Genomic DNA, 26,224 nt, shown 5'->3' with positions numbered 1-26,224 from the left:
AAACCTAACTCAAGGCACTAGCCCCTGTCCGGGGGACTTTCAATAGGGGTGCAAGATGCGTCAAGAACTGGCGGGATCAGCTTTTTCAGTGGGCGGCTCCGCAGGAACTGACAAAACTCTCAAGACTGCTAGGTGTCGAATCCTGCGTGGTTCGCCGCGCGTTAGATTTTCGGCGCTGCCAGGCGGGCGATAACGATCCGACGGCGGCGGCCCGGTCAGAGGCCATATCACGCGGGGTATCAAGGGTAGAGCCACGGCATGCGTGGCTGCTCTCCCATCCGTAGCGGCCCTGTGTCGGGCAGGGGCCGGTGAGGGCAGGGCGGGACCGTCACCCGCATGGATGCGGGTGTCGAGCCTCCAAGGACGGATTCACGGCGCGTCCCGACCTGCCCTCACCGGTCCCAGGCCACAAGGAACATACACCCCCGTCGGTTGTACTCCGCGGCGCTGCGCACTACGATCCCTTGCGTTCCGCGCAGCCGCCCAGGTGGCGCGCGACCTCCCTTTTCATCGCGCCGGTCCGCCCTGCGCCAGTCCCCCTCGAGGTTTACATGGTCATCAAACCGCGTGTGCGCGGCTTCATCTGCGTCACCACCCATCCCGTCGGCTGCGATGCGGCCGTCAAGCAGCAGATCGAGTACATCCAGTCCAAGCCGAAGATCACCAACGGCCCGAAGAAGGTGCTGGTGCTCGGTGCCTCCACCGGCTACGGCCTGGCTGCGCGCATCACGGCGGCGTTCGGCAGTGATGCCGCCACGCTGGGCGTGTTCTTCGAGCGTCCGGGTACCGAGACCAAGCCCGGCACTGCCGGCTGGTACAACACCGCCGCGTTCCACAAGTACGCCGAGCAGGCTGGTCTGTACGCCAAGAGCGTCAACGGCGATGCCTTCTCCGACGAGGTCAAGGCCAAGGTCATCGAGCTGATCAAGCAGGATCTCGGCCAGGTCGACCAGGTGGTGTACAGCCTGGCCGCGCCGCGCCGCAAGCATCCCAGGACCGGTGAAGTGATCAGCTCCACGCTCAAGCCGATCGGCGCACCGATCACGCTGCGCGGCCTGGATACCGACAAGGAAGTGATCACCGAAACCACGATCGAGCCGGCCACGCCGGAAGAGATCGCCGGTACCGTCGCCGTCATGGGCGGCGAAGACTGGCAGATGTGGATCGATGCGCTGCTCGAGGCCGGTGTGCTGGCCGAAGGCGCGACCACCACGGCCTTCACCTACGTCGGTGAGGAAATCACCCAGGCGATCTACTGGAACGGCTCCATCGGCGCGGCCAAGAAGGATCTGGACGAGAAGGTCGTCGGCCTGCGTCAGAAGCTGGCGCCGATCGGTGGCGATGCGCGCGTATCGGTGCTCAAGGCCGTGGTCACCCAGGCCAGCTCGGCGATCCCGACCATGCCGCTGTACCTGTCGCTGCTGTTCAAGGTGATGAAGGCCAAGGGCACCCACGAGGGCTGCATCGAACAGCTCGATACCCTGTACGACATCCTCTACGGCGGCAAGGAGGCGGGCACCGCGACCGAGCGCCTGCGCCACGACCTGGTCACCGATGGCGGCCGCAAGGTCGAGTTGATCGATGACGCCGGCCGCCTGCGCGCGGACTACAAGGAAATGGCGCCGGAGGTGCAGGGCGAAGTGGTCGCGCTGTGGCCGCAGGTGACCAACGAGAACCTCTACGAGATCAGCGATCTGGCCGGCTACAAGGCCGATTTCCTGCGTCTGTTCGGGTTCGGTGTGGAAGGCGTGGATTACGACGCCGATGTCGCGACCGATGTGAAGATCCCGAACCTGGTCGAGATGGCCTGACCGGAAGGAATGATGCCGACCAACGGTCGGCATCTACCCGCGCGGCCATCGATGCACGCGCGGTGACCCCATCGATGCACGTGCGGTGGGCCCAATGATGGACGCGCGCTGCGCCCATTGATGCGCGGAAGAGGGTAGGTCACGACCGTTGGTCGTGACGCTCCCAATCAGCTGAAATCGAAATCCATCACCGGGCCGGCCGGGCCGACGAAGTCGCCCTGCACGTAGTCCACCCCGGCACTGAAAAGCAGGCTCATCGAGTTGGCATCGGCGACGAACTCGGCGATGGTGCGGATGTTGGCGGCCTGCGCCCGCGCGGTGATCTCGCTGATCTTCCCGCTGTGTTCGCGGGTGCTGGCGAGGTCGCAGGTGAAGTCGCGGTCCAGCTTGAGGAACTGCGGCTGGAAATGGGCCAGCAGCTGGAACGAGTCCAGCCCCGAGCCGAACTGCTCCAGGCCGATCCGGCAGCCGAGCGGCGCGATCGCCGCCAGGAACTGCTGCGCATTGCGCAGGTGGGTGAACACCTTTGCCTCCGGCGCATGCAGCCACAGCTGTTCGCCCGGCACGCCCTGGGCCTGCAGCTCGCGGCGCAGGGTGACGATCATCTGCGGGTCGTTGAACGACTCCGGGGTGATCTTGACCATCAGGTGGGTGACGTGGCCCTCGCGCCTGCGTGCGGCGAGCATGCCGATCGCGTGGGTGACCACCCAGCGGTTGATGTCGGCCAGCAGGCCGTGTTCCTCGGCGATGCCCAGGAACGCGGTCGGGCTGAGCAGCTCGCCGTTGTGCTCCAGGCGCAGGTAGGCCTCGTACAACTCCAGCGCTTCGCCCTGCAGGTTGAGCACCGGCTGGTAATGCAGCTGGAAGCCATCGCCGTCCAGCGCCTGGCGGATGCGTGCGACCCAGTGCTGGATGCGCTCTTCTTCCACGCGGTCCACTGCCGCCGGGTCGAACACCCGGGTGGTGTTGCCCAGTTCCAGGGCTGCCTGCGTGCACTCGGTGGCGCGGGCCAGCACCTGGCCGATGCTGGCGATCTTTTCGCCGACCTGCACGCCGCCGACGCTGACGGTGACCGTGGCCGAGCGCTCGCCGATGCTGAACACCTGCGCGGCGAAGGCGGCCCGGATCTGGTCGGCCAAGGCGACGGTCTGCGCGTAGGGTGCTTCGGTCAGCACGGCGAAGCTGTGTTCACCGAAGCGGGCCACCTGGGCAGCGTCGCCAACGGATTGGGCCAGCACGCGGGCAAGGGCACCGATCAGCGCGTCGGCCGAGTCCAGCCCGATCTCGGGCAGCAGGCGCGCATAGTGGTCGGGCTCGACCAGCAGCAGGCCGAACCGGCCCTCGCTGCGGCCGGCCTGGGCCACGGCATTTTCGACATGCAGCATGAAGGTCGGTCGGTTGAGCAGGCCAGTGACCTGGTCGCGCTGGCGCAGGTCCTCGACCTCGCGCGCCAGCTCCGGGTCGAACTCCATGCGGCGGCGGAACACCACCTGCAGGCAGGATTCGCCTTCGTAGCTGGCCTGGGTGAACTCCATCGTGGCCGGGAACACCGCCCCGTCCTGGTTGCGTGCGTCCACCTGGTACTGCGGCGGCGGTGCATCGCCCTTGCTCATCGACTTGAGCAGCTGCTTGAAGCCGTCCACGTGCTGCGGCGCGACCATGTCCAGCAGCGAGATGCCCTCCACATCATCGAAGGTCTCGTAGCCGAACATCTCCAGGTAGGCCTCGTTGGCGCGGATGTGCATGCCTTCATGGACATAGGCGATCGGGTCGCGCGAGGAGGAGATCAGCGCGTCGCAGCGGCGCTCGGTCTCGCGCATCTGGGCCTCGATCCGGCGCAGCCCGCGGCGCGCGTGCAGATCGGTCCATTCATTGCGCACCACCGCCAGCAGGTGCTCGGGGCGGTGGCGCAGGGCGATGGCGCGGATGCCATTGGCACCGGCCTCGACCCACTCGTTCTCATTGATCGACTCGGCCAGCAGGATCATGGGGATGTCCTTGCCACTGGCCGCGATCTGCTGGGTGACCTGCAGCAGCGGGATGCTCTGGGCGGCAGCGACCAGTACCAGGTCGATCGGCTGGGTGCCCAGGACGTGGGCCAGTTCCTCGCTGTGCTGCGGGCGCGTCGGGCGCACCGCGATGCCGCTGTTGCGCAGCGTGCTGACGATGGTCTCGGCGTTCTCGCCGCTGTCGTCCACGATCAGCAGGCGGACCGTCATGTCATTCGCGTTCTGCATTCAGTACTCCCCGGACTGCAAACTTGATACACGATGCGTGTGACTACGTCCATGCGGCAAACCGTAGCCGATCACGGAACGCGGGTCCCGGCTCAGGCCACGCTGCCCGCGGCATGGCCACAGGCCCAGGCCCACTGGAAGTTGTAGCCCCCCAGCCAGCCGGTCACGTCCAGCACCTCCCCGATGAAGTGCAGGCCGGGAACCAGTTGCGATTCAAAGGTACTGGAGGACACCTTGCGGGTGTCGACCCCGCCCAGCGTCACCTCGGCGGTACGGTAGCCCTCGGTGCCACTGGCCACCAGCGGGAAATTCTGCAGCAGATCGGCCGCCTCGCGCAGCTGCGGCTCATCGATCTGGCGCACCAGCCGGTCCGGCAGCCAGTGCTCGCACAGGCGCAGCGCGAGCCGCCGCGGCAGCACCTCGGACAGCACCGTGCGCAGCTCGGCGGCGCCGCGCTCGGCCTTCATCCGGCGCAGCCAGCCCAGCGCGTCCTGGCCCGGCAGCAGGTCCAGCCGCAGCTCATCGCCGGGCTGCCAGTACGAAGAGATCTGCAGGATCGCCGGGCCGCTGATGCCGCGGTGGGTGATCAGCATCGAATTGCGGAACTCGACCCCGTTGCAGCGTGCCTCGATCGGCAGGGCGACGCCGCTGAGCTCGTTGAAGCGCTCCTGGTGCTTGCCGCTCAAGGTCAGCGGCACCAGCCCGGCCCGGGTCGGCAGAACCTCGTGGCCGAACTGGCGGGCCAGCTCATAGCCGAAGCCGGTGGCGCCCATGCTCGGGATCGACAAGCCACCGGTGGCGACCACCAGCGAGGCGGCGTGGAAGTGACCCTGCGCGGTGTGCACGTGGAAACCGTCCGCGCCGCGCTCGACCTTCTGCACCCCGCAGTCGGTGCGGATCTGCACCCCGGCGGCCTGGCATTCGTCCACCAGCATCTTCACGATCTGCCTGGAGGAGATGTCGCAGAACAGCTGGCCCAGTTCTTTTTCGTGATACGCGATGCCGTGCCGCTCCACCATCTCGATGAAGTGCCAGGGGGTGTAACGGGCCAGCGCGGATTTGCAGAAATGCGGGTTGGCCGACAGGAAGTTGGCGGCCGTGGTGCCGGTGTTGGTGAAGTTGCAGCGCCCGCCGCCGGACATCAGGATCTTCTTGCCGACCTTGTTGGCATGGTCGATCACCTGCACCATGCGCCCGCGCCTGCCAGCGGTCATCGCACACATCAGCCCGGCCGCGCCGGCGCCGATCACCAGTACATCGCATCGGATCACGGACATCTCAGCGCGCTCAGGCCTGCGGCTTCTGCTTGCGCCAGGTGGGGATGACGCTGAGCTGGGCCTTGTCGGAGGTCAACTGCACTTCGCCGTCCTGGATCTGCACGTCCCACTGCATCGTGCGTTCGATCTGCGCGCCCCATTCGGTGACGAACTCGCCCGGCAGGTCCATCACCTCCAGCGTGGCGAGCTTCTTCAGCGCGGAGGCGTTGCGGTCCCACCAGATGTCGGCGGCGCGGCCGCCGTAGGTGACCAGCTGCACCGCGCGCGCGCGGCCGGCGGCCTTGCGCAGGCGCGACTCGTCCGGCTGGCCCAGCTCGATCCACAGTTCGATGTCGCCGGTGTAATCGCGGCGCCACAGGTCCGGTTCGTCATCCACGCTCAGGCCGCGGCCGAACTCCAGCCGGTCGTCGGCGTTCAGCGCGAAGGTGAGCAGGCGCACCATCAGGCGGTCGTCGGTTTCGGACGGATGCTGGGCCAGCGTCAGCGTATGGCTGGCGTAGTAGCCGCGGTCCATGTCGCTGATCTGCAGTTCGGCCTTGCGGATGGTGGCGGTGAGGGCCATGGGGATACCTGAAACAAAGAGCGCCATGATAATGGTTCGCCATGAGTCCGTCCGATCCGATCCTTGCCACCCCCGCGCCCAGTCGCCTGCAGTTGCCGCCCGGCGACTGGCCGAGCCTGCTGGACGGGCTGTGTGCGCGCTTCCCGCGCATCGACCGCGCGCAGTGGGTGGGCCGCTTCGCCCGTGGGCGCGTGCAGGATGCGCAGGGCAGGGCGCTCGCTCCGGATCATCCCTGGCAGGTCGGGCTGGAGATCGTCTACTTCCGTGAAGTGGCCGATGAGCCGGTGATTCCTTTCGCCGAGGCCATCGTCCATCAGGGCGCGGAGCTGCTGGTGGCCGACAAGCCGCACTTCCTGCCCGTCACCCCGGCGGGTGGCTACGTGCGCGAGACCCTGCTGGCGCGGCTGGTGGCGCGCACCGGCAACCCCGACCTGGTGCCGCTGCACCGCCTGGACCGCTTGACCGCCGGGCTGGTGCTGTTCTCGACCCGGCCAGCGAGCCGCGATGCCTACCAGCGCCTGTTTCGCGAGCGGCGCATCGAGAAGGTCTACGAAGCCCTGGCGCCGGCCCTGCCGCAGGTGGCGTTCCCGCTTGAGCGCCAGACCCGGCTGGTCCCGGGCGAGCCGTTTTTCCGCATGGCCGAGGTGACCGGCGAGCCCAATGCCCGGACCCGCATCGAGGTGATCGAGCGCACCGGGCCGGTCTGGCGTTACCGGCTGCACCCGGTGAGTGGCCGCAAGCACCAGTTGCGCGTGCACATGGCGGGGCTGGGCGCGCCGATCCTGGGGGACGATCTGTACCCGGAGCTGCGCGCGGATGCGCCGGCGGGGGTGCCGCTGCAGCTGCTGGCGAAGGAATTGGCGTTCGATGACCCGTTTAACGGAGAGCGGCGCACGTTCTCCAGCGGGCTGTCGCTCCACCTGTAGGGCCGGCCGCTGGCCGGCTGCCAGGGTCCATGGGTAGATCCTGTCGTCAGCAGGTGTTGAGGAAGAGCCGGCCAGCGGCCGGCACTACCGATACCGGTCCTGGGCCACGCCGGACCTTCATCCAGCTGGCGGTTCATCACACTGAACGCTTGGCCAGCCAACGATCCAGCTGCGCGGCGAAGGCCTGTTTGTCGCGCGCGTGCAGGGGCGCCGGCCCGCCGGTCTGGATGCCCGAGCCGCGCAGTTCCTCCATGAAATTGCGCATGGACAGGCGCTCGGCCATGTTGTCGGGCGTGTACAGCTCGCCACGCGGGTTGAGCGCGACGGCCTTTTTATCCAGGACGAGGGCGGCCAAGGGGATGTCCTGCGTGACGACCAGGTCGCCCGGCCGGACCCTCTCGACGATCACGCTGTCAGCCACATCCAGGCCTGGCGGCACCTGTACCGATCGGATGAAACGGGACGGGGGAGTGCGCAGCCAGTGGTTCGCGACCAGGGTCATCTCGATCCCGGCGCGCTCGGCGGCGCGGAACAGGATCTCCTTGATGACGGCCGGGCAGGCGTCGGCGTCCACCCAGATATGAACTTTAGGGGTCGGGGCATCGGTCATTTGGCTGATCTTAAGGTAGGAAAAATCTGAATAGGCGCTCCGGTTTCGTGTAGGATCGCCCGACCCCTTGTCCTGTCAGGCGGGAAGGGGAGGATGGCTGAATAAACCAGCTATCGCTTTTTCGGTAAAACACGAGTATCGTCACCCACACTGTGTTTGCTAGGGTCACCGTGAATCGTGGCCTGGTGCAGTTGATCTCACGATCTGCTCATCGATCCGCTTTACCAACGCCTGCAACTCAGTCTCGGCTCCGATACGCGGCGGCCGCGATTATTTCAACTATTGTTTCAGGAGTTAGTACATGTCTGATCGTCAGCAGGGCACCGTGAAGTGGTTCAACGACGCCAAGGGCTTCGGCTTCATCACCCCGGAAAGCGGCCCGGACCTCTTCGTGCATTTCCGCGCGATCCAGGGCACCGGCTTCAAGTCGCTGCAGGAAGGCCAGAAGGTGACCTTCGTCGCCGTGCAGGGCCAGAAGGGTATGCAGGCTGACCAGGTGCAGGCGGTCTAATCGACCCCCCGCAACCGTAAGGTCGCCTTGAACGCCGGAAGCGAAAGCTTCCGGCGTTTTTTATTGGGCGATGCCTGGCCATGGTCGACGCGGCGCATGTTGAAGACGTCATCGTGTCAGCCACCCGGTTAGGATGCCGCTTTGCCCCTGCGGAACCGTCGATGATCAAGGTGCACCATCTGGACCACTCGCGCTCGCTGCGCGTGCTGTGGATGCTTGAAGAGCTGGGCCTGCCGTATCAGGTGGTCAACTACCAGCGCGATCCCAAGACCTGGCTGGCACCGCAGGCGCTGCGTGACGTGCACCCGCTGGGCAAGTCCCCGGTGCTGCAGGACGATGCACTGGTATTGGCTGAATCCGGCGCGATCCTGGAATACCTGGCCGACCGCTATGACAGCGGCCGCCAGCTCTCGCCCGAGCCGATGCCGGCCCAGGCGCCCGAACGCGTGCGTTATCGCTACTGGCTGCACTACGCCGAAGGCTCGGCGATGCCGCCGCTGGTGATGACGCTGGTGTTTTCGCGGCTGCGCAATGCGCCGATGCCGTTCTTCGCCAAGCCGATCGCACGCTCCATCGCCGACAAGGCGCTGAAGGGGTTCGTGGGGCCGCAGGTGAAGCTGCACATGGACTGGATGGAGCGCGAGCTGGGCCAGTCGCCGTGGTTTGCCGGTGAGCGCTTCACCGCAGCGGACATCCAGATGAGTTTCCCGATCCAGGCCGCCGCCGCGAGAGGGGGCGATATGGCCGCCTATCCGCGGCTGCAGTCCTACCTGACCCGGATCGAACAGCGCCCGGCCTACCAGCGTGCGGTGGAGCGGGGCGGTCCGTTGAACCTGGGCGGCGGTTCACGCTGAGCTTGCGGGGCAGCCCGGCTGCCCCCATTTCATGCGGATGAGCACCCAGCCCCTGCGTTTCGATAACCGCTTCATCCGTGACCTGCCCGGCGATCCGGAAACCGGCCCGCGCGTGCGCGAGGTGCGCCAGGCCGCGTGGTCCTCGGTGATGCCGACCCCGGTCGCCGCCCCGCAGCTGCTGGCGTACTCGCCGGACGTGGCCGCGCTGCTGGGCATGGGCGAGGACCTGATCCAGAGCGAGGACTTCGCACGGGTGTTCGGCGGCAATGCGCTGTATGCCGGGATGGCACCGTGGGCGGCCAACTACGGTGGGCATCAGTTCGGCCACTGGGCGGGGCAGCTCGGCGATGGCCGTGCGATCTCGCTGGGCGAACTGCTCACCCCGGAAGGGGCGCACTGGGAACTGCAGTTGAAGGGCGCCGGGCGCACGCCTTACTCGCGCGGTGCCGATGGGCGTGCGGTGCTGCGCTCGTCGATCCGCGAGTTCCTGTGCAGCGAGGCGATGCATCACCTCGGCGTGCCGACCACGCGCGCGTTGAGCCTGGTCGGCACCGGCGATGCGGTCGTGCGTGACATGTTCTATGACGGTCATCCGCAGGCCGAACCCGGCGCGATCGTCTGCCGCGTCGCGCCGTCCTTCATCCGTTTCGGCACGTTCGAACTGCCGGCCTCGCGCGGCGACACCCCGTTGTTGCGGCAACTGGCCGATGTCTGCATCGCGCGTGATTTCCCTGCGCTGGCCGACGCCGGCCAGGCGCGCCATGCACGCTGGTTCGCCGAGATCTGCGAACGCACCGCCGTCCTGGTCGCGCACTGGATGCGCGTGGGGTTCGTGCACGGCGTGATGAACACCGACAACCTGTCGATTCTGGGTCTCACCATCGATTACGGCCCGTATGGCTGGGTTGAGGACTACGATCCGGAGTGGACCCCCAACACCACCGATGCGCAGGGCCGGCGGTATCGCTTCGGCACGCAGCCGCAGGTGGCGTACTGGAATCTCACCCGGCTCGCGCAGGCATTGGCACCGCTGTTCGAGGATGTCACCCCGCTGCATGACGGGCTGGCGCGTTTCCAGCAGGCGCACGCCGAATGCGAGCGCGCCGACATCGCCGCCAAGCTGGGCCTGGACACCTGCCGCGATGACGATATGGCGCTGATGGCCGCGTGGCTGGAGATCCTGCACGAGGGGGAGATGGACATGACCATCGCCTTCCGTGGCCTGATGGATCTCGATCCCGCCGCGCCGTCGGTGGCGGTGCTGGAAGACGCGTTCTACAGCCCGGCACGCCGGGAAGCGGTGCTGCCGTCATTGCAGGCGTGGCTGCAGCAGTACGCGGCGCGGCTGCGCGCCGATGGGCTGAGCGCGCAGGCGCGGCGGCAGCAGATGGGCCGCGCCAACCCGGTGTACGTGCTGCGCAACTGGCTGGCCCAGGAAGCGATCGAGCAGGCAGAGCAGGGCGATCCGAGCGGTGTGCACACGCTGCTGGAGGTGTTGCGACGCCCGTATGAGGTACAGCCCGGGCGGGAGCACTTCGCGGGCAAGCGGCCCGAGTGGGCCCGTGAGAAGGCCGGCTGCTCGATGCTGTCCTGCAGCTCATAGGGCAGTACGGGCGCTGCCCTGGTTGCTGCCCGCCATCGGACGTTTCCACCCGTGAATTCTGCCTTGATGCCGCCTGGCTGATGCTGGGCCGTGCGCGTCGCCGTGCCTGCGTCTACGACAATGGTCGTACGGGCGATGTTCGATAATCGCACGCATAGTCGATAAACGCACTTGAATGGTGCGGTGCGATAAACCTACTTTCAATCCCGTTCCAAGCGATCCACCTCTGGCGGGCGAGGGCAGTACCGGACCGGTACTGAAGCCAGGTGCAGGGGAAGACCGCCGGAGTCCCTTTCCCTGTGCGGAGTATGCGCATGCGTTGCCGTCTGTCTGCTGTTTCCCTGTCCCTGCTTGCCGTGCTGCCATCGCTGGCGCAGGCCTTCCAGGCCGAGCCTGCGCGCACGTCACTGGAGGTGCTGCGGGTGGAGCGCTATGCCGATGATGCCAACCCGGGCTCGCTGCGCTGGGCGATCAGTACCGCCAACCAGGCGCCGGGGCGCTACCGGATCGAGATTGCCGCGGTGGGCAACGCCCCCTACGTGATCCGTCCGGCCACGCCGCTGCCGGAGATCGTCGGGCCGGTGCAGATCGTCGGTACGTCGTGGGCACGCGATGGCCAGTACGTCGCCATCGACGGCTCGGCCTACGTCACCGGTACCGGCACCGATGCCTGCACGGGAGCCGAACCTGGCCAGTCCGGCACCAACGTGCGTACCACTACGTTGCCGGGGCTGGTCCTGCGCGATACCCGCGGCGTGGAACTGACCGGGCTGGAAGTCCGGAACTTCTGCATCGGCGTGTTGATCAACCGCAGCAGCCACAACGAGATCCATGACAACCGCATCGTCGCCAACAAGGGCGGTGCCGGGATCATGCTCACCGGCGACGATGGCAAGGGGCAGTCCACGGCCACCACCACGGTGCACAACCGGATCGTACGCAATCAGTTCGTGGACAACGGCGATGGGCTGGAGCTGACCCGTGGTGCCGCCTGGAACCTGGTGGCCGACAACCTGTTCCAGTCTACGGCGGCCAATCCCGAACCGTCGCAGGGCATCGAGATCCTGTGGGGCAACGACAACACAGTGGTACGCAACCGCTTCGTCGATTACTCCGATGGCCTGCAGATCAACTGGGGCAACCGCAACTACATCGCGGCCAACACCTTCAGCGGCAACTCGATCGGGCTGAGCATCACCGGCAGCGAAAACGTGGTCGACGGCAACACGATCACCGGCAACGGGATCGGCATTGCCGTGCGACCCCAGCCGGTCAGCGCACCGAACCGGTTCAGCGCCAACCGGATATTCGGCAACGGGCTGAAGATCGAGCGCTGTGAAGCCGGTGGTGCCTGCGCCACGGGCCAGCCGCGTGGCGCGATCGTGTTCGGTGTGCCGGGGCTGGAGCACGCCAGCTTCATCGGTTCGCGCGGGCGGGGAGTGGAGAATGATCCGGCCAAGCGCGCGCGCATCTGCACCGCGCCGGGCCAGGCCGAGTGCCAACCGGCGCCCAATCTCGGCCAGGCCGCGCCGACGTTGCAGGCGGTGCAGGGCAGTGGTGCCGCGCGCACGGTTCAAGGTGTGCTTCACGGCGTGGCCGGGCAGCGCTATCAGGTGGAAGTGTTCGGCAACCGTGCCGCCGACGGTCGCGAAGCCGAACGCCTGCTCGGCACGGTCGAGGCGCTCACCGATGCGCAGGGGCAGGGCCGCTTCACGCTGGCGCTGCCGACCACCGGCGAGACGGCCGACATCGCCACCGTGACCGCCACCGCGACTTCCGCGCTGGGCGCGACCTCGCCCCTCAGCGCGCCGCTGTCGCTGCGCTGACTCCCTCTTCGAGACACACCCATGGCTGCTCTGATCCGAACCTCTCTGTCCACGCTGGTCGCCACTGCGCTGCTGTGCCCGGCGCTGGCCGCCGCACAGTCCGTCAACCGCTACGACGGCGCCACCCTCACCGGCGATTGGGGTGGCACCCGCACCGCGCTGGACGAACGTGGCATCCGCTTCCGCGGCGACTATGTCGGCGAGGCGATGGGCGTGGTCGACGGCGGTTATGGCCGAACCGGCGCGCGCTATGCCCAGCAGGTGCGCGTGGGCGTGGATCTGGACATGGGCACACTGGCCGGCTGGAGCGGCGGTGCGTTCCACGTCACCCTCAACGACCGTCGCGGCAACAGCACCTCGGCCGATCTGGTCGGCAACCGCTTCCCGATCCAGGAGGCCTACGGTGGCCAGTACACCCGCCTCACCGAAGCCAGCTACGACCAGACCTTCAACGCCGGCCAGTCGTATTTCAAGCTGGGCTACTACGCGATGGGCAACCAGTTCGGCCTGCACAGCCTGCTGACCCACTTCGTCAATGCGGCGTTCTGTGCGCATCCGCTGGCGATGTCCGGCAACAGCGGCTGGTACAACTACCCCACGGCGCGCTGGGGGGGTGAAGTGGCCCAGCAGGTCAGCCCGGCGCTGAACGTGCGCACCGGGTGGTTCCAGGTCAACCCCAATCTGGGCGGCAACATCGAACGCAATGCCTTCCGTCCGTTCGTCTCGGGTACCACCGGCTCGCTGTTCCCGGTGGAGGTGACCTGGACGCCGGACAAGGGCGGCGCCCATCCGGGCGTGTACAAGTTCGGGGGCTACTACGACACCTCACGGGTCAACCAGCGTGGCCTGGATACCTCGCCGACCACGGGGCGCCACGGTGCCTACATGCTGGCCGAGCAGCGCCTGACCCGCGAAGCAGGGGATCCGCAGCGCGGGCTGACCGCGTTCGCGCAGTACATGGTGTCCGACACCGATACCGCGCAGATCCGGCGCTGGTACGCGCTGGGCGGTGTGTACCAGGGCATCGGCTCGCGTGCGCAGGACAGCATCGCGCTGGGCTATGTCGGTGCGGACATCAACCGCCGCCTGGTCGATGCGCGCCGCGCCGATCTCGTCGGCATGGGCGTGCCGGGCGATTCGCCGCTTTACCAGCTCAGCCAGGCAGAAGAACTGTTCGAGCTGTCCTACAGCATCCAGGTCACGCCCTGGCTGATGATCCGCCCGGACGTGCAGTACATCGTCAATCCCGGCACGTTCGCCTATACCCGCACCGACAACGCCTGGGCGTTGGGTGTACAGACCAAGGTCACCTTCTGATGCGCGTACTCACTCCCTATCTGTTGGCCGCCGTGCTGGGCGGCGTGGCAACCGTTGCGCAGGCCGCCCCACCGGCGGTGACGCCGTTGCAGGTCGGTGCGCTGCGCATCGGTGAAGGCGCGCCGCGCACCATCGTGCCGATCACCGGCGCCACCGCCGAACTGGCGCTGCAGCAGGCGGCGGCGATCGCGGCCAGCCCGGCCACCGACCTGGCCGAATGGCGCATCGATTACCTGGACATCGCCACCGACGGCAAGGCGCTGGTCGCGCTCGGCAAGCGCATCGCGCGCACGCTGGACGGCAAGCCGATGATCGTCACCTTCCGCACCCAGGCCGAAGGCGGAGGCAAGCCGATCAGCGATGCAGACTATGCCGCGCTGTACACCACGCTGCTGCGTGGCCAGTTCGCCCAGTTGATCGACGTGGAGATGTTCCGCGAGCCGGCCCGGGTCGCGGCCCTGGTCGAGCAGGCACACAAGGCCGGGGTGAAGGTGGTGATGTCCAGCCACGACTTCCACGCCACGCCTGCCCGCGAGGAAATCATCGCGCGGCTGCTGCGGCAGGATGCGATGGGTGCGGACGTGCTCAAGATCGCGGTGATGCCGCACGACGCGGGCGATGTGCTGACCCTGCTGGATGCTACCTGGCAGGTCCGCCAGCGCAGCAGCAAGCCGCTGCTGACCATGTCCATGGGCGGGACCGGCGTGGTCTCGCGGCTGGCCGGTGAGACCTTCGGCCAGGCACTGACCTTCGGCATGATCGGCACGCCTTCGGCCCCGGGCCAGGTTGAGGTCGACCAGCTGCAGTCGGTGCTCCAGGTCATCCATGCCTCCAGCCAGGCCGGTCGTTGAGACCTCCCCGCCGGACACCCTCCGCATCACGTTGTCGCAGGATCCTTGTATGAGCCATGCCGCCGCCTCCGCTTCCCCGCTCGTGCTCGAGCGGATGAGCCCCTTCCAGTGGACCGCCATCGCGATCTGCGTGCTGTTGAACATGCTCGATGGCTTCGATGTGATGGTGATGGCCTTCACCGCGCCGCACGTATCGGCCGACTGGGGGCTGTCGGGCAAGGTGCTGGGCATCATGCTCAGTGCGGGCCTGGTCGGGATGGCACTGGGCTCGTTCCTGCTCGCGCCGCTGGCTGACCGCTGGGGCCGCCGGCCGATGATCATGCTGTGCCTGGTCATCCTGACCGTGGGCATGGCCGCATCGGCGCTGGCCGCCAATGCCTGGCAGCTTGCGGCACTGCGTGTGTTCACCGGCATCGGCATCGGCGGCATGCTGGCCGGGGTAGGGGTGATCACCGCCGAGTATGCCAACGCCAAATGGCGCAGCACGGCGGTGGCGATGCAGGCGACCGGGTATCCCATCGGGGCCACCCTCGGCGGCCTGCTGGCGGCGTGGATGCTCGAGCATTTCAGCTGGCACAGCGTGTTCCTGATCGGCGCCGGTGCGTCGCTGCTGTGCATTCCGCTGGTGCTGGCCTGCCTGCCCGAATCGCTGGACTTCCTGGTCGCGCGGCGGCCGAAAGATGCCTTGCCGCGACTCAATGCGTTGCTGGTGCGCATGCGCATGCCGGCGCTGCAGGCACTGCCGCCGGCACCGGTGCGTGCCGATGGACGCAAAGGCTATGCCGCACTGTTCGTGGGCGACCTGCGCCGGGCGGCGGTACTGATCGCGCTGGCCTTCTTCCTGCACATGTTCGCGTTCTACTTTGTCCTGAGCTGGACCCCGAAACTGCTGGTCTCGGCCGGCGTCTCGGCGCAGCAGGGCATCACCGGCGGCGTGCTGCTCAATCTCGGGGGCATCGTGGGTGGCAGCCTGTTCGGCTGGCTCGCCTCGCGCTGGGCACTGTCGCGGCTGACCGCCGCCAGCCTGGTGCTGGCCATGCTGGCGATGCTGCTGTTCGCCGCCTTCAACACCCGCCTGGAGATCGCCTTCCCGATCGCGTTCGTCATCGGCGCAGCGCTGTTCGGTGCGATGGCCGGGCTGTATGCGGCCGCGCCGGTGGTGTTCGCGGCGGACGTGCGCACCACCGGCCTTGGCTGGGCGATCGGCATCGGTCGTGTCGGCGCGATTCTCTCGCCGCTGAGTGTTGGCCTGCTCGTCGATGCAGGGTGGTCGCCGGCGGCGCTGTACGTGCTGTGCGCGCTGCCGCTGGCACTGGCTGCGTGGGCCTGCCTGGGCCTGCGCGTCGGCGTTGGCCAGACGCGTACCTGAGCGCCGCGGCGCATGACGATGTTGTGCGATTATCGAATCAGGTGGCCGAATATCGGATTGACCGTGCGCAGTGCGCTGCGCACCATGGTCACCTCCAGAGTTTTCCCGCAGGTGGCCGCGCAGCGCAGCGCGTGGCAAGGAGCAATGCAGTGATCGACAAGACCGTGGCCAGCGCTGACGCAGCGGTGGCCGATATCCACGACGGCGCAACGGTGATGATCGGCGGCTTCGGTACCGCCGGCATGCCCGACGCGCTGATCGATGCCCTGATCGCGCAGGGCGCGCGCGGGCTGACCATCATCAACAACAACGCCGGCAACGGCGACACCGGGCTGGCCGCACTGATCCAGCACAAGCGCGTGCGTCGCATCATCTGTTCGTTCCCACGCCAGTCCGATTCGCAGCATTTCGATGCGGCCTACCGCGCCGGCGAGATCGAGCTGGAGCTGGTGCCGCAGGGCAACCTGGCCGCGCGCATCCATGCGGCCGGCTCGGGGCTGGGCGCGATCTTCACTCCCACCGGTTACGGCACCGAGCTTGCACAAGGCAAGGAAACCCGCGAAATCGACGGCCGCCATTACGTGCTCGAGTATCCGCTGCATGCCGACTTCGCGTTGATCAAAGCGCACCATGGCGACCGCTGGGGCAACCTGGTCTACCGCAAGACCGCGCGCAATTTCGGCCCGCTGATGGCGATGGCCGCGCGCTGTGCGATCGTCCAGGTGGAATCGGTGGTGCCGCTGGGTGAACTCGATCCCGAGGCGGTGGTGACCCCGGGGATCTTCGTGCAGCGGGTGGTCGAACTTCCCGCGTCCACCGGTGCAGGAGCGCGCGCATGAACCGCCTCAGCCGCGAACAGATGGCCGCCCGCGTCGCGCGGGACATCCCCGAAGGTGCCTACGTGAATCTGGGCATCGGGCTGCCGACCACGGTGGCCAACTTCCTGCCGGCCGACAAGGAGATCTTCCTGCAGTCGGAGAACGGGCTGCTGGGCATGGGCCCGGCACCGGCCACCGGTGATGAGGACCCGGACCTGATCAACGCCGGCAAGCAGCCGGTCACCCTGCTCACCGGTGGTTGCTATTTCCACCATGCCGATTCGTTCGCGATGATGCGCGGCGGCCACCTGGATATCTGCGTGCTCGGCGCGTTCCAGGTCTCGGCGCAGGGCGACCTGGCCAACTGGAGCACCGGTGCGGCCGATGCGATTCCGGCAGTAGGTGGTGCGATGGATCTGGCGATTGGCGCCAAGCAGGTCTTCGTGATGATGGACCTGCTCACCAAGCAGGGGCAGAGCAAGCTGGTGGCCGAATGCAGTTACCCGCTGACCGGGCTGCGCTGCGTCTCGCGGGTCTATACCGATGTCGCCGTGTTCGACCTGGGCAAGGACGGCGCGACCGTGCTGGAGATGGTCGACGGGGTGACGCTGGCGCAGCTGTGCGAGCTGACCGGCCTGCCACTACAGATGCGTGAAGGAGCCTGACATGAGCCTGCACGAAACCTATATCGTCGATGGTATCCGCACCCCGATCGGCCGTTATGCCGGTGCGCTGTCCGGCATCCGTGCCGACGACCTGGGCGCGCTTCCGATCAAGGCGCTGCTGGCACGTCACCCGCAGCTGGATCCGGCGCTGATCGACGAGGTGTACCTGGGCTGTGCCAACCAGGCCGGCGAGGACAACCGCAACGTGGCACGGATGAGCCTGCTGTTGGCCGGTCTGCCGGTCAGCGTGCCGGGCAGCACCGTCAACCGGTTGTGCGGCTCGGGCCTGGATGCGATCGGCACGGTGGCCCGCGGCATCGCCGCTGGCGAACTCGGGTTGGCCATCGCCGGCGGGGTCGAATCGATGTCGCGTGCGCCGCTGGTGATGGGCAAGCCGGGGGCCGCGTTCGCGCGTGACCAGACCCTGGAAGACACCACCATGGGCTGGCGCTTCATCAACCCGCGCCTGCGCGAGCTGCACGGCGTGGAAACCATGGGCCAGACCGCGGAAAATGTCGCCGAGCGCTACGCGATCTCGCGCGAGGACCAGGATGCCTTTGCGCTGCGCAGCCAGCAGCGCACCGCTGCGGCCCAGCAGCGCGGATTCTTCGAGGGCGAGATCGTCGCGGTTGATGCGCCGGGCCGCAAGCGCGGCGAAAGCGTGCGCGTCGCGCACGACGAACACCCGCGTGCCGATACCACGATCGAGGCGCTGGCCAGGCTCAAGCCGCTGTTCCGCCAGCCGGGCACCGTCACGGCCGGCAATGCCTCGGGCATCAACGATGGTGCGGCCGCGCTGCTGCTGGCCTCCGGTGCGCAGGTACAGGCGCTGGGGCTGACGCCGCGCGCGCGCATCCTCGGGTTTGCCAGCGCCGGCGTGGAGCCGGCGATCATGGGCATGGGTCCGGTGCCGGCCACGCGGCGCCTGCTGGCCCGGTTGGGCCTGGGCATCGGCGATTTCGACGCGATCGAGCTCAATGAGGCCTTCGCCTCGCAGGGGCTGGCCTGCCTGCGCGAGCTTGGGCTCGCCGACGATGCCGCGCACGTCAATGCCAACGGCGGCGCCATCGCGCTCGGTCATCCGCTGGGCATGAGCGGCGCGCGGCTGGCACTCACACTGCTGCGCCAGCTGGAGGCCAGCGGTGGCCGACGCGGCCTGGCCACCATGTGCATCGGTGTCGGCCAGGGCGTGGCGCTGGCGATCGAGCGCGTCTGAATCCCTTTTCCACTTTTCCGCTTCACGGCCGCTGTCGCCTCGGCGTGGCAGCGTGCCGTAGCACCACAGCCGCGGTCTTCCGGCCGCCCGCCAACTGGAGTACGCCATGAGCGATCCCACTGACCTGCGCGGTTACCGCAGGCCGTATCCCGGCACCCAGCCGGACCGCATCCATCTGCCGTATGCCTCCACGCGCCTGCGCGGCCCGGGCCGCGATCCGATCCGGATTCCGGCCACGTTGTCCGAAGTGACCGGGCCCGCCCTGGACCGCATCACCCTGGGCAAGCACGCGGCCGACCTGACCGCCGGCTTCAAGGGCCAGCCGCTGGGCGAGCGCATCGTGGTCAGTGGCCGGGTGCTGGATGAGAACGGGCGCCCGGTCCGCAACCGCGTGGTCGAGGTGTGGCAGTGCAACGCCGCCGGCCGCTACCTGCACAAGGGCGACCAGCACGACGCACCGCTGGACCCCAACTTCACCGGTACCGGCCAGGTGCTCACCGATGATCACGGCCGCTACCGCTTCACCACCATCAAGCCGGGGGCGTACCCGTGGCGCAACCACTTCAACGCGTGGCGGCCGGCGCACATCCATTTCTCGCTGCATGGCGAGGGCATCGGGCAGCGTCTGGTCACCCAGATGTACTTCCCCGGCGATCCGCTGCTGGCGTTCGATCCGATCTACAACTGCGTGGACGATGACAAGGCCCGCGCGCGCATGGTGTCCTCGTTCGATTGGGAAAACACCGAGAACGAATTCGCGCTGGGCTATCGTTTCGATATCGTCCTGCGCGGCCGCAAAATGACCGTGTGGGAGTAAGCAGATGAGTTTCCAATCCACTCCGTGGCAAACAGTGGGCCCGTACTACCGCCTGGGCCTGGAACCGCTGTACCGCACCGATATCGCACCGGCACAGGCGCAGGGTGAGCGCGTGCAGGTCCAGGGGCAGGTGTTCGATGGCTTGGGCGTTCCCGTGTCCGATGCCGTGCTGGAAATCTGGCAGGCCGATGCGCAGGGCATCTATGCGCACCCGGAAGACCCGCAGCATGCCGATCACGATCCGGCGTTCGACGGCTGGGGCCGAGTGCCGACCGATGAGCAGGGGCGCTTTGCCTTCACCACGGTGCGCCCGGGCAGCGTCGCAGGGCCAAACGGCCAGGCGCAGGCGCCGCACCTGATGGTGCTGGTGTTCATGCGCGGCCTGCTGCGGGCGGCCAGTGCGCGCCTGTATTTCAGCGACGCCCCCGGCAATGCCGAGGATCCGATCCTGGCCCTGGTGCCGGCCGAGCGCCGCGCCACCCTCATCGCACAGGCCCAGGGCAATGGCCTGTACCACTGGGACGTGCGCATGCAGGGTGAGCTGGAAACGGTCTTCTTTGATTACTGAGCCCGCCCTGCACGTCGCGCCGACCGCGCGCGGGTAAGCTGGTTCCTACTGTGAATGGATGGCGCGTGATGAGCGATTCCTACTCCCTGCTCGGTGGCCTGTTCAGTGCGCCGGAGGTCGATGCGGTGTTCACCGACACTGCGCGGCTGCAGGCGATGCTCGATGTTGAAGCCGCGCTCGCACGGGCGCAGGTGCGCTGTGCGGTGATCCCCGCCGGGGCGTTGGGGCCGATCGAAGCTTCGTGCCAGGCCGCGCTGTATGACGTGTCAGCGCTGGGCCATGCAACGGCGCTGGCCGGCAATCCCGCCATTCCGCTGGTCAAGGCGTTGACCGCGCAGGTGGCACGCGACAGCGCCGAGGCAGCGCGGTGGGTGCATTGGGGCGCGACCAGCCAGGACATCATCGACACCGGCGCGGTGCTGCAGTTGCGCGCCGCACTGGGCTGGGTGCAGGACCGCCTGCAGCTGCTCTGCGATGCCGTGGCGGGATTGGCCGATGCCGAACGCGGTACCGGTTTGCCCGGCCGCACGCTGCTGCAGCAGGCGGTGCCGGTGACCTTCGGCTTGAAGGCCGCCGGCTGGCTCGATGCACTGCAGCGCAGCCGGCGTCGCCTGCAGGCCCTGCATGCCGATACGCTGGTGCTGCAGTTCGGCGGTGCCGCGGGCACGTTGGCATCGCTGCAGACGCGCGGCCTGGACGTGGCCCAGGCGCTGGGCGAGGAGCTTGGGTTGCCGGTGCCTTCCTTGCCCTGGCACACCGCACGCGATCGCGTGGCCGAGTTCGGCAGCGCGTTCGCCTTGTTGACCGGCACGCTGGGCAAGATCGCCACCGATATCGTGCTGCTGATGCAGTCCGAAGTGGCCGAGGCGTTCGAGCCGGCCGGCGAGGGCAAGGGCGGTTCCTCAGCGATGCCCCACAAGCGCAACCCGGTCGGCTGCGTGGCGGCGATCGCGGCGGCCAGCCGGGTGCCGGGTCTGCTGTCCACGCTGTTCGTGGCGATGCCGCAGCCGCACGAGCGCGCCGCTGGGCAGTGGCATGCCGAGTGGGAAACCGTGCCCGAGATCGTGCGCCTGTGCGCTGGCAGCCTGGCCCAGGTAACGGGAGTGGTGCAGGGCCTGCAGCTTGACCGCGCGCGCATGCAGCAGCACCTGGACAGCCACGGCGGCCTGCTCTATGCCGAGGCGGTGGCGGTGACGCTGGCCGAAGGAATGGGAAAGTCCGCCGCACACGCGCTGGTGGAACACGCCGCGCGCCAGGCGCTTGCGCAGCACCAGCACCTGCGTGACGTGCTCGCGCAGATCCCCGAGGTCACCGCGCAGTTGTCGCCCACGCAACTGGACGCTTTGTTCACACCCGACAGCTGGCGCGGGATGGCCGATACCTGGATCGACCGCGTACTGGCGCAGCGTTGATCCAATCATTTTCTGGAGTGTTGCATGCCGTTTCTTGAGCTGGAATCGCACCGCCTGCATTACCGCATCGATGGAGCGGTCGATGCGCCGTGGCTGACGTTCTGCAACTCGCTGGGCACCGACCTGCACATGTGGGACCGGCAAGTCGATGCGCTGTCGGCACGGTTCCGTATCCTGCGCTATGACCGCCGCGGGCATGGCCAGTCCAGCGCCGCCCCGGGCCTGTACAGCGTCGCCGGGCTGGGCGCGGACGTGGTGGCGCTGTGGGACCACCTGGGTGTCGAGCGCAGCCATTTCTGCGGGCTTTCCATCGGCGGGCTGACCGGGCAATGGCTGGGTGTGCATGCCGGTGAGCGCCTGCACACGCTGACCGTGGCCGCCACGGCCGCGAAGATTGGCACGCTGGAAAGCTGGAACACACGCATTGAGCAGGTACGACGCGACGGCCTGCTGCCGCTGCGCGAGGGAACGGCCAAGCGCTGGTTCACCCCGGCCTTCGCGCAGGCGGAGCCGGCCGTGGTGGAGGACATCCTGCAGCGCTTCGTTGCCACGGACGTGGGCGGTTACATCGGCTGCTGCCATGCCGTGGCCACGGCCGACTTCCGCGATCAGCTGGGGCGCATCCGGGTGCCGACACTGGCGATCGCCGGCGACGATGATCCGGTGTGCCCGCCGGCGGATCTGGACGCCATCGCGCAGGGTGTGGCCGATGGTCACGCCATCACTGTGCCCGGGCGCCACATCTGCAACATCGAATCCGCCGAGGCGTTCACCGCAGCGCTCGCCGCCCATCTTCGTTGACCGGCCACCGATGGTCGGCACGCCCCCACCTCACAACGAGCAGCCCACAATGGACGAACAGGAACGATACGAAGCCGGCCTCGCCGTACGCCGCGCCGTGCTCGGTGACGCGCACGTAGAGCGCTCGCTGCAGGCACGCACCGATTTCACCGAGGAGTTCCAGGCCTTCATCACGCGCACGGCGTGGGGCACGGTCTGGACGCGCGAGGGCCTGCCGCGGCATACGCGCTCGCTGTTGACCATCGTGATGATGGTGGCGCTGGGCCACGACGAAGAGTTCAAGCTGCACATCCGCGCCGCCCGCAACAACGGCGTCACCCCTGACGAGATCAAGGAAGCCTTGCTGCAGGCTGCGATCTACTGTGGCGTACCTGCCGCCAATCACGCCTTCGCGCTGGCCAGGCCGATTCTCGAAGAGCAGGCGGGCGAACAGACCGGGTGACGGCATCGCCGGCCACGGCCGCCATCTCCGGCGACCAACGCCATCGCCGCCCACGGACGCCATCTCCGGCCACGGCCGCCATCGCTGCCCAACAACGCCATGGCTGCCCACGGCCGCCATCGCTGGCCACCGACGCCATCGCGGCCCACCATCGCCATCGCCGCCCACCAACGCGGGTAGTGCCGGCCGCTGGCCGGCAACCCCACAACGCCAGACAACCTCACATCAGTGCAGCAGGTTGCCCAGCCGCTGGGCCGCTTCGCGCAGCCGCGGCAGCAGCTGCGATTGCATGACGCCCAGGCTGATGCGCCCGGCCTGGGTGCCGATGTTGAGGGCGCCCACCACGGTGCCATTGCGCGCATGCACCGGTACGGCGATCGAGCGCAGGCCGATCTCCAGTTCCTGGTCCACCAGGGAAACGCCATCGCGGCGCACGCGATCGAGCATCTCCAGGAAGTCCTCCATGCGCGTGACGGTGCGCTCGGTGCGGGGCCGCAACGGATTGCGCTCCAGGTAGCTTTCCAGCGTGTCGCGCGGCAATGCCGCGAGCAGCACGCGGCCCATCGAGGTGCAGTAGGCCGGCAGGCGGCTGCCGGCGCGCAGGCCGATCGACATGATCCGCACTGTTTCAGCGCGGGCCACGTAAAGCACATCATCACCGTCGAGCACGCCCAGCGAGCACGACTCATGCAGGTCGTCGCGAAGCGCATCCAGCACGGGCTGGGCAGCGGCGGTCATCGACGAAGAGGCCACGTAGGCGCCGCCAATGCCGAGCACGCGCGGCAGCAGTACGAAGCCACGGCCCTGCTCACCCACGTAGCCCAGCTTCTCCAGCGTGTAGAGCACGCGCCGCACGGCCGCGCGCGATATACCGGTCTCGGTGCTGATCTGCGACATCGTCACTTCGCGCGGGTGCTGCGAAAACACACTCAGCACGACCAGGCCACGGCCAAGGGACGTCATGAAATCCGGATCGCCCTGGTTGTCCTGGATCTGCTGCATCAGCTCGTGGCTGAGCCCGCGATCCTGCGGTGGGGCAGGGGCGCGCTTGGGACGACGGCTGGGAGGTGCGGCAGACATGGCGGTGGTTCGTGCTCGGTGATCGTGCATGGTAAGGGCTGCACGCGGCGAAGCGAAGCCGCCGCGCCACGGTCGGTGGACCGTGGCGCGCGCGAATCAGCGCGTGGCCGGCAACGCGTAGGCGATCACGTAGTCACCACGATCCGGCGACTGGCGTGCGCCACCGGCCGAAATCACCACGTACTGGCGGCCGGTTTTCGGCGACACATACGTGATCGGCGTGCCTTGGCTGCCTACCGGCATGCGGGCTTTCCACACTTCTTCGCCGGTGCGGCTGTCGTAGGCGCGAAGGTAGTAATCCTGGGTGCCCGCGAAGAACAGCAGACCCGATTGCGTGGCCAGCGAGCCGCCCAGGGTCGGCATGCCGATCGGAATCGGCAGGCGCATCTTGATGCCCATCGGCCCGGTGTCCTTCACCGTGCCGACCGGCACCTGCCAGACCAGCTCGTGGGTGGCCAGGTTGATCGCCGACATCGTGCCGAACGGCGGTTGCTGGCACGGGATGCCCAGCTTGGACAGGAAGCGATCACGCAGCGAGCCATACGGCGTGCCGGTCTGCGAGGCCGCGCCCATTTCCACGCCGCCGGCGCCTTCGGTCATCTGCGCGCGCGGAATGAGCTTGGTCCACAGGCCCAGGCGCATGTCGTTGACGAACAGGTAGCCGGTGGTCGGATCCACCGATGCGCTGCCCCAGTTCATGCCGCCCAGCGAACCGGGCCACTGCAGCGCGAGGTCTTCGCCCGGCGGGGTGAACATACCCTCGTAACGGAAGCCCTTGAACTGGATGCGGCACAGCATCTGATCGATCGGCGTGGCGCCCCACATGTCTGATTCGGTCAGGGTCTGCGCACCGATCTGCGGCAGGCCGACCGACAGCCGCTGGGTCGGGGAATAACGCTCACCATCGGCCTTGCCCTGCGGCGCCTTGATGTCGCGCACCTCGGTGATCGGCTGGCCGGTGGCGCGGTTGAGCATGAACACCTGCCCGGCCTTGGTGACCTGCAGCAGGGCGGGCAGGGTGCCGCCCTTGCCATCGGGCACGTCGGTCAGGGTCGGCTGTGCGGGCAGATCGTAATCCCACAGATCGTGATGCACGGTCTGGTACACCCAGCGCTCTTTACCGGTGGCTACTTCCAGCGCCACCACCGCCGAGCTGTACTTGTCATCCTGCGGGGTGCGCTCGCCGGCCCACTGGTCCGGCGTGGTGTTGCCGGTGGGCAGATAGACCAGGCCCAGCTGCGGGTCATAGGCCATCGAGGTCCACACGTTCGGAGTAGCGCGGGTGTAATGGATCGAGGGATCCAGCGGCACTTCCGGGGTTTCCCTGGAAAGGTCCCAGACCCATGCCAGCGCACCGGTACGCACGTTGTAGGCGCGCACCACGCCGGACGGCTCGCCGACCTCGATGTTGTCGGCCACGCGGCCGCCCACGATCACCAGCTCACCGGCCACCAGCGGTGCGGCGGTGAGGGTGTAGAAGCCGGGCTTGATCTCGCCCATGCCCTGCTTGAGGTCGACCACGCCGTTGTCGCCGAAATCGGTGCACGGCGCGCCGGTGGCCGCATCCAGCGCGAACAGGCGCGCATCGATGGAGGTCATCAGGATCCGCTTTTCGCAGATCGCCGGCGCGCTGCCGGCGACGGCGGCCGCCGGTGATTGCGGGGCTTGGGGCGCAGGCGTCGCCGGGGCAGCCGTCGCCACGGTAGGTACGCCACTCAAGGGCAGGCTGGCATCGAAGTAGCCCAGTCCGCGGCAGCGCTGCCAGTTCGGTGCGGTGGCCTTGGGATCGAACGCCCAGCGTTGCTGGCCGCTGTCCACATCCATCGCGATCACCCGGTTGTGCGGCGTGCACAGGTACAGGGTCTGCCCGATCTGCAGCGGCGTGAGCTGGTCTTCGGCGCCGAAGCCATCGCTCTGCGGCACATCGCCGGTGTGTGCGGTCCAGGCGACCTGCAGCTGGGCCACGTTGGCCGGTGTGATCTGGTCCAGCGCGGCGAAGCGGGTGCCGGCCGTGGTGTTGCCCCAGTGCATCCAGTCGCGCTGTTCGCTGCCCTTGGCGACCGGCACCACGGCCGGGCGCGCGCCCTGCGCGGTAACGACCGGACGCGGCTGGAAGGCGGAGACCGCTGTGCCCATCAGGCCGACCAGCAGCAGGGCAGCGACAGCATAGGCCCCGCGCCCGGCGGGCTGCCCGCGGCTGCGCTTGAGCGTCGGCCAGGCCAGCGCGATCAGCATCGCCAGTACGGCAGGCATCACCAGCCGCGAGACCAGCGGCCAGAACGCCAGCCCGGCATCGGCCAGGGCCCACACCACGGTGGCGATGAAGGCCACCGCATACAGTGCCGCGCCGAGCGGACGCCGCAGGACCAGCAGCAGACCGGCCAGCAGCGAACCGCCGCCCATCAGCAGGAAGTACCAGCTGCCGCCGAGCTGGACCAGGCGGATGCCGCCCACCAGCAGGGCGAGCCCGAACAGCATCACCACGATGCCAAGAATGACCACCAGAGTGCGGCCCAGGGCCGACGGTTTCGTGTTCTCGTCCACGTTGCATGAACCTCTACAGGAAATCCGGTGCCGACCGGCACCGGTCAGGCCCGCGCGCGCCGTGCGTGGCGGGGACCATGGGTCGCTTCGCTGCTTATCGCGGAAGC

23 protein-coding genes are annotated in these 26,224 nt (G+C 67.9%); 17 read left to right on the top strand and 6 right to left on the bottom strand.

The genetic code is table 11. The features are described 5' to 3' along the window. Positions 1 to 551 precede the first annotated feature (551 nt). Entirely contained in the window at positions 552 to 1,811 is a 1,260-nt protein-coding gene (gene fabV, locus POS15_RS09180; protein ID WP_284129542.1) for an enoyl-ACP reductase FabV, read from the top strand. A 167-nt stretch (positions 1,812 to 1,978) separates the two neighbouring features. On the opposite strand, the gene POS15_RS09175 is transcribed toward fabV, so the two are convergent. The 3 genes from POS15_RS09175 to POS15_RS09165 form a co-directional block, all read right to left on the bottom strand. Further along, positions 1,979 to 4,048, bottom strand: a complete 2,070-nt coding sequence (locus POS15_RS09175) for an EAL domain-containing protein (protein WP_046274339.1) — start codon at positions 4,046 to 4,048, stop codon at positions 1,979 to 1,981. Between the two features lie 92 nt (positions 4,049 to 4,140). Beyond that, the gene (locus POS15_RS09170; protein WP_019183136.1) at positions 4,141 to 5,325 is read right to left on the bottom strand and encodes an NAD(P)/FAD-dependent oxidoreductase; all 1,185 of its coding nucleotides are present in this window, start codon (positions 5,323 to 5,325) and stop codon (positions 4,141 to 4,143) included. Positions 5,326 to 5,335: 10 nt separating this feature from the next. Further along, on the bottom strand, positions 5,336 to 5,887 hold the full coding sequence (locus tag POS15_RS09165; protein WP_019183135.1) for a YaeQ family protein: 552 nt from the start codon (positions 5,885 to 5,887) through the stop codon (positions 5,336 to 5,338). A gap of 41 nt (positions 5,888 to 5,928) precedes the next feature. Between POS15_RS09165 and POS15_RS09160 the strand changes: the two genes are divergently transcribed. Beyond that, complete coding sequence (locus tag POS15_RS09160) at positions 5,929 to 6,813, top strand: pseudouridine synthase (protein WP_284129541.1); 885 nt, start codon at positions 5,929 to 5,931, stop codon at positions 6,811 to 6,813. Between the two features lie 136 nt (positions 6,814 to 6,949). Here POS15_RS09160 and POS15_RS09155 read toward each other — a convergent pair whose 3' ends face one another. Further along, positions 6,950 to 7,423, bottom strand: coding sequence for a YaiI/YqxD family protein (locus POS15_RS09155; protein ID WP_284129540.1), 474 nt, complete (start codon positions 7,421 to 7,423; stop codon positions 6,950 to 6,952). Between the two features lie 301 nt (positions 7,424 to 7,724). Here POS15_RS09155 and POS15_RS09150 point away from each other — a divergent pair, with 301 nt between their 5' ends. From POS15_RS09150 to pcaC, 15 genes are all read left to right on the top strand, one after another. Next, the gene (locus POS15_RS09150) at positions 7,725 to 7,934 is read left to right on the top strand and encodes a cold-shock protein (RefSeq protein WP_017356920.1); all 210 of its coding nucleotides are present in this window, start codon (positions 7,725 to 7,727) and stop codon (positions 7,932 to 7,934) included. Positions 7,935 to 8,095: 161 nt separating this feature from the next. Then, the gene (locus POS15_RS09145) at positions 8,096 to 8,788 is read left to right on the top strand and encodes a glutathione S-transferase (RefSeq protein ID WP_019183132.1); all 693 of its coding nucleotides are present in this window, start codon (positions 8,096 to 8,098) and stop codon (positions 8,786 to 8,788) included. Between the two features lie 37 nt (positions 8,789 to 8,825). Then, the gene (locus tag POS15_RS09140; RefSeq protein ID WP_019183131.1) at positions 8,826 to 10,391 is read left to right on the top strand and encodes a protein adenylyltransferase SelO; all 1,566 of its coding nucleotides are present in this window, start codon (positions 8,826 to 8,828) and stop codon (positions 10,389 to 10,391) included. 314 nt (positions 10,392 to 10,705) lie between these two features. Continuing rightward, the gene (locus POS15_RS09135; protein WP_026069772.1) at positions 10,706 to 12,217 is read left to right on the top strand and encodes a right-handed parallel beta-helix repeat-containing protein; all 1,512 of its coding nucleotides are present in this window, start codon (positions 10,706 to 10,708) and stop codon (positions 12,215 to 12,217) included. 21 nt (positions 12,218 to 12,238) lie between these two features. After that, positions 12,239 to 13,534, top strand: a complete 1,296-nt coding sequence (locus POS15_RS09130; protein WP_046274342.1) for a carbohydrate porin — start codon at positions 12,239 to 12,241, stop codon at positions 13,532 to 13,534. Then, positions 13,534 to 14,385 (top strand): type I 3-dehydroquinate dehydratase, encoded by an 852-nt coding sequence (gene aroD / locus POS15_RS09125; RefSeq protein ID WP_284129539.1) that lies wholly within the window; start codon positions 13,534 to 13,536, stop codon positions 14,383 to 14,385. The genes POS15_RS09130 and aroD overlap by 1 nt, the downstream gene beginning before the upstream one ends. A 49-nt stretch (positions 14,386 to 14,434) precedes the next feature. Further along, a complete protein-coding gene (locus POS15_RS09120) occupies positions 14,435 to 15,754 on the top strand; it encodes an MFS transporter (protein WP_284129538.1) in 1,320 nt (439 codons plus the stop codon). Positions 15,755 to 15,903: 149 nt separating this feature from the next. Next, a complete protein-coding gene (locus tag POS15_RS09115) occupies positions 15,904 to 16,593 on the top strand; it encodes a 3-oxoacid CoA-transferase subunit A (protein WP_046274344.1) in 690 nt (229 codons plus the stop codon). Continuing rightward, the gene (locus tag POS15_RS09110) at positions 16,590 to 17,237 is read left to right on the top strand and encodes a 3-oxoacid CoA-transferase subunit B (RefSeq protein ID WP_019183124.1); all 648 of its coding nucleotides are present in this window, start codon (positions 16,590 to 16,592) and stop codon (positions 17,235 to 17,237) included. Before POS15_RS09115 ends, POS15_RS09110 begins: the two co-directional genes overlap by 4 nt. 7 nt (positions 17,238 to 17,244) lie before the next feature. Further along, positions 17,245 to 18,453: a 3-oxoadipyl-CoA thiolase gene (pcaF, locus tag POS15_RS09105; RefSeq protein WP_026069771.1), complete on the top strand. Its 1,209-nt coding sequence runs from the start codon at positions 17,245 to 17,247 to the stop codon at positions 18,451 to 18,453. Between the two features lie 106 nt (positions 18,454 to 18,559). Beyond that, positions 18,560 to 19,270, top strand: a complete 711-nt coding sequence (gene pcaH / locus POS15_RS09100) for a protocatechuate 3,4-dioxygenase subunit beta (protein ID WP_019183122.1) — start codon at positions 18,560 to 18,562, stop codon at positions 19,268 to 19,270. A 4-nt stretch (positions 19,271 to 19,274) separates the two neighbouring features. Beyond that, positions 19,275 to 19,838, top strand: a complete 564-nt coding sequence (gene pcaG, locus POS15_RS09095) for a protocatechuate 3,4-dioxygenase subunit alpha (RefSeq protein ID WP_284129537.1) — start codon at positions 19,275 to 19,277, stop codon at positions 19,836 to 19,838. Positions 19,839 to 19,906: 68 nt separating this feature from the next. Further along, positions 19,907 to 21,250 (top strand): 3-carboxy-cis,cis-muconate cycloisomerase, encoded by a 1,344-nt coding sequence (locus POS15_RS09090; RefSeq protein ID WP_284129536.1) that lies wholly within the window; start codon positions 19,907 to 19,909, stop codon positions 21,248 to 21,250. Between the two features lie 24 nt (positions 21,251 to 21,274). Continuing rightward, positions 21,275 to 22,051, top strand: a complete 777-nt coding sequence (gene pcaD / locus POS15_RS09085) for a 3-oxoadipate enol-lactonase (protein ID WP_019183119.1) — start codon at positions 21,275 to 21,277, stop codon at positions 22,049 to 22,051. A gap of 49 nt (positions 22,052 to 22,100) precedes the next feature. After that, positions 22,101 to 22,493, top strand: a complete 393-nt coding sequence (gene pcaC, locus POS15_RS09080) for a 4-carboxymuconolactone decarboxylase (RefSeq protein WP_019183118.1) — start codon at positions 22,101 to 22,103, stop codon at positions 22,491 to 22,493. Positions 22,494 to 22,718: 225 nt separating this feature from the next. On the opposite strand, the gene POS15_RS09075 is transcribed toward pcaC, so the two are convergent. Together POS15_RS09075 and POS15_RS09070 are read right to left on the bottom strand one after the other, a co-directional pair. Then, the gene (locus POS15_RS09075) at positions 22,719 to 23,573 is read right to left on the bottom strand and encodes an IclR family transcriptional regulator C-terminal domain-containing protein (RefSeq protein WP_026069769.1); all 855 of its coding nucleotides are present in this window, start codon (positions 23,571 to 23,573) and stop codon (positions 22,719 to 22,721) included. Between the two features lie 96 nt (positions 23,574 to 23,669). Further along, complete coding sequence (locus tag POS15_RS09070; RefSeq protein WP_284129535.1) at positions 23,670 to 26,117, bottom strand: membrane-bound PQQ-dependent dehydrogenase, glucose/quinate/shikimate family; 2,448 nt, start codon at positions 26,115 to 26,117, stop codon at positions 23,670 to 23,672. Between the last annotated feature and the right edge of the window lie 107 nt (positions 26,118 to 26,224).

It is taken from the genome of Stenotrophomonas sp. BIO128-Bstrain, assembly GCF_030128875.1.
Lineage (GTDB): Bacteria > Pseudomonadota > Gammaproteobacteria > Xanthomonadales > Xanthomonadaceae > Stenotrophomonas > Stenotrophomonas bentonitica_A.
Note: the sequence above shows the minus strand (reverse complement) of the source record. Positions and strands in the feature narration are given on the sequence as shown.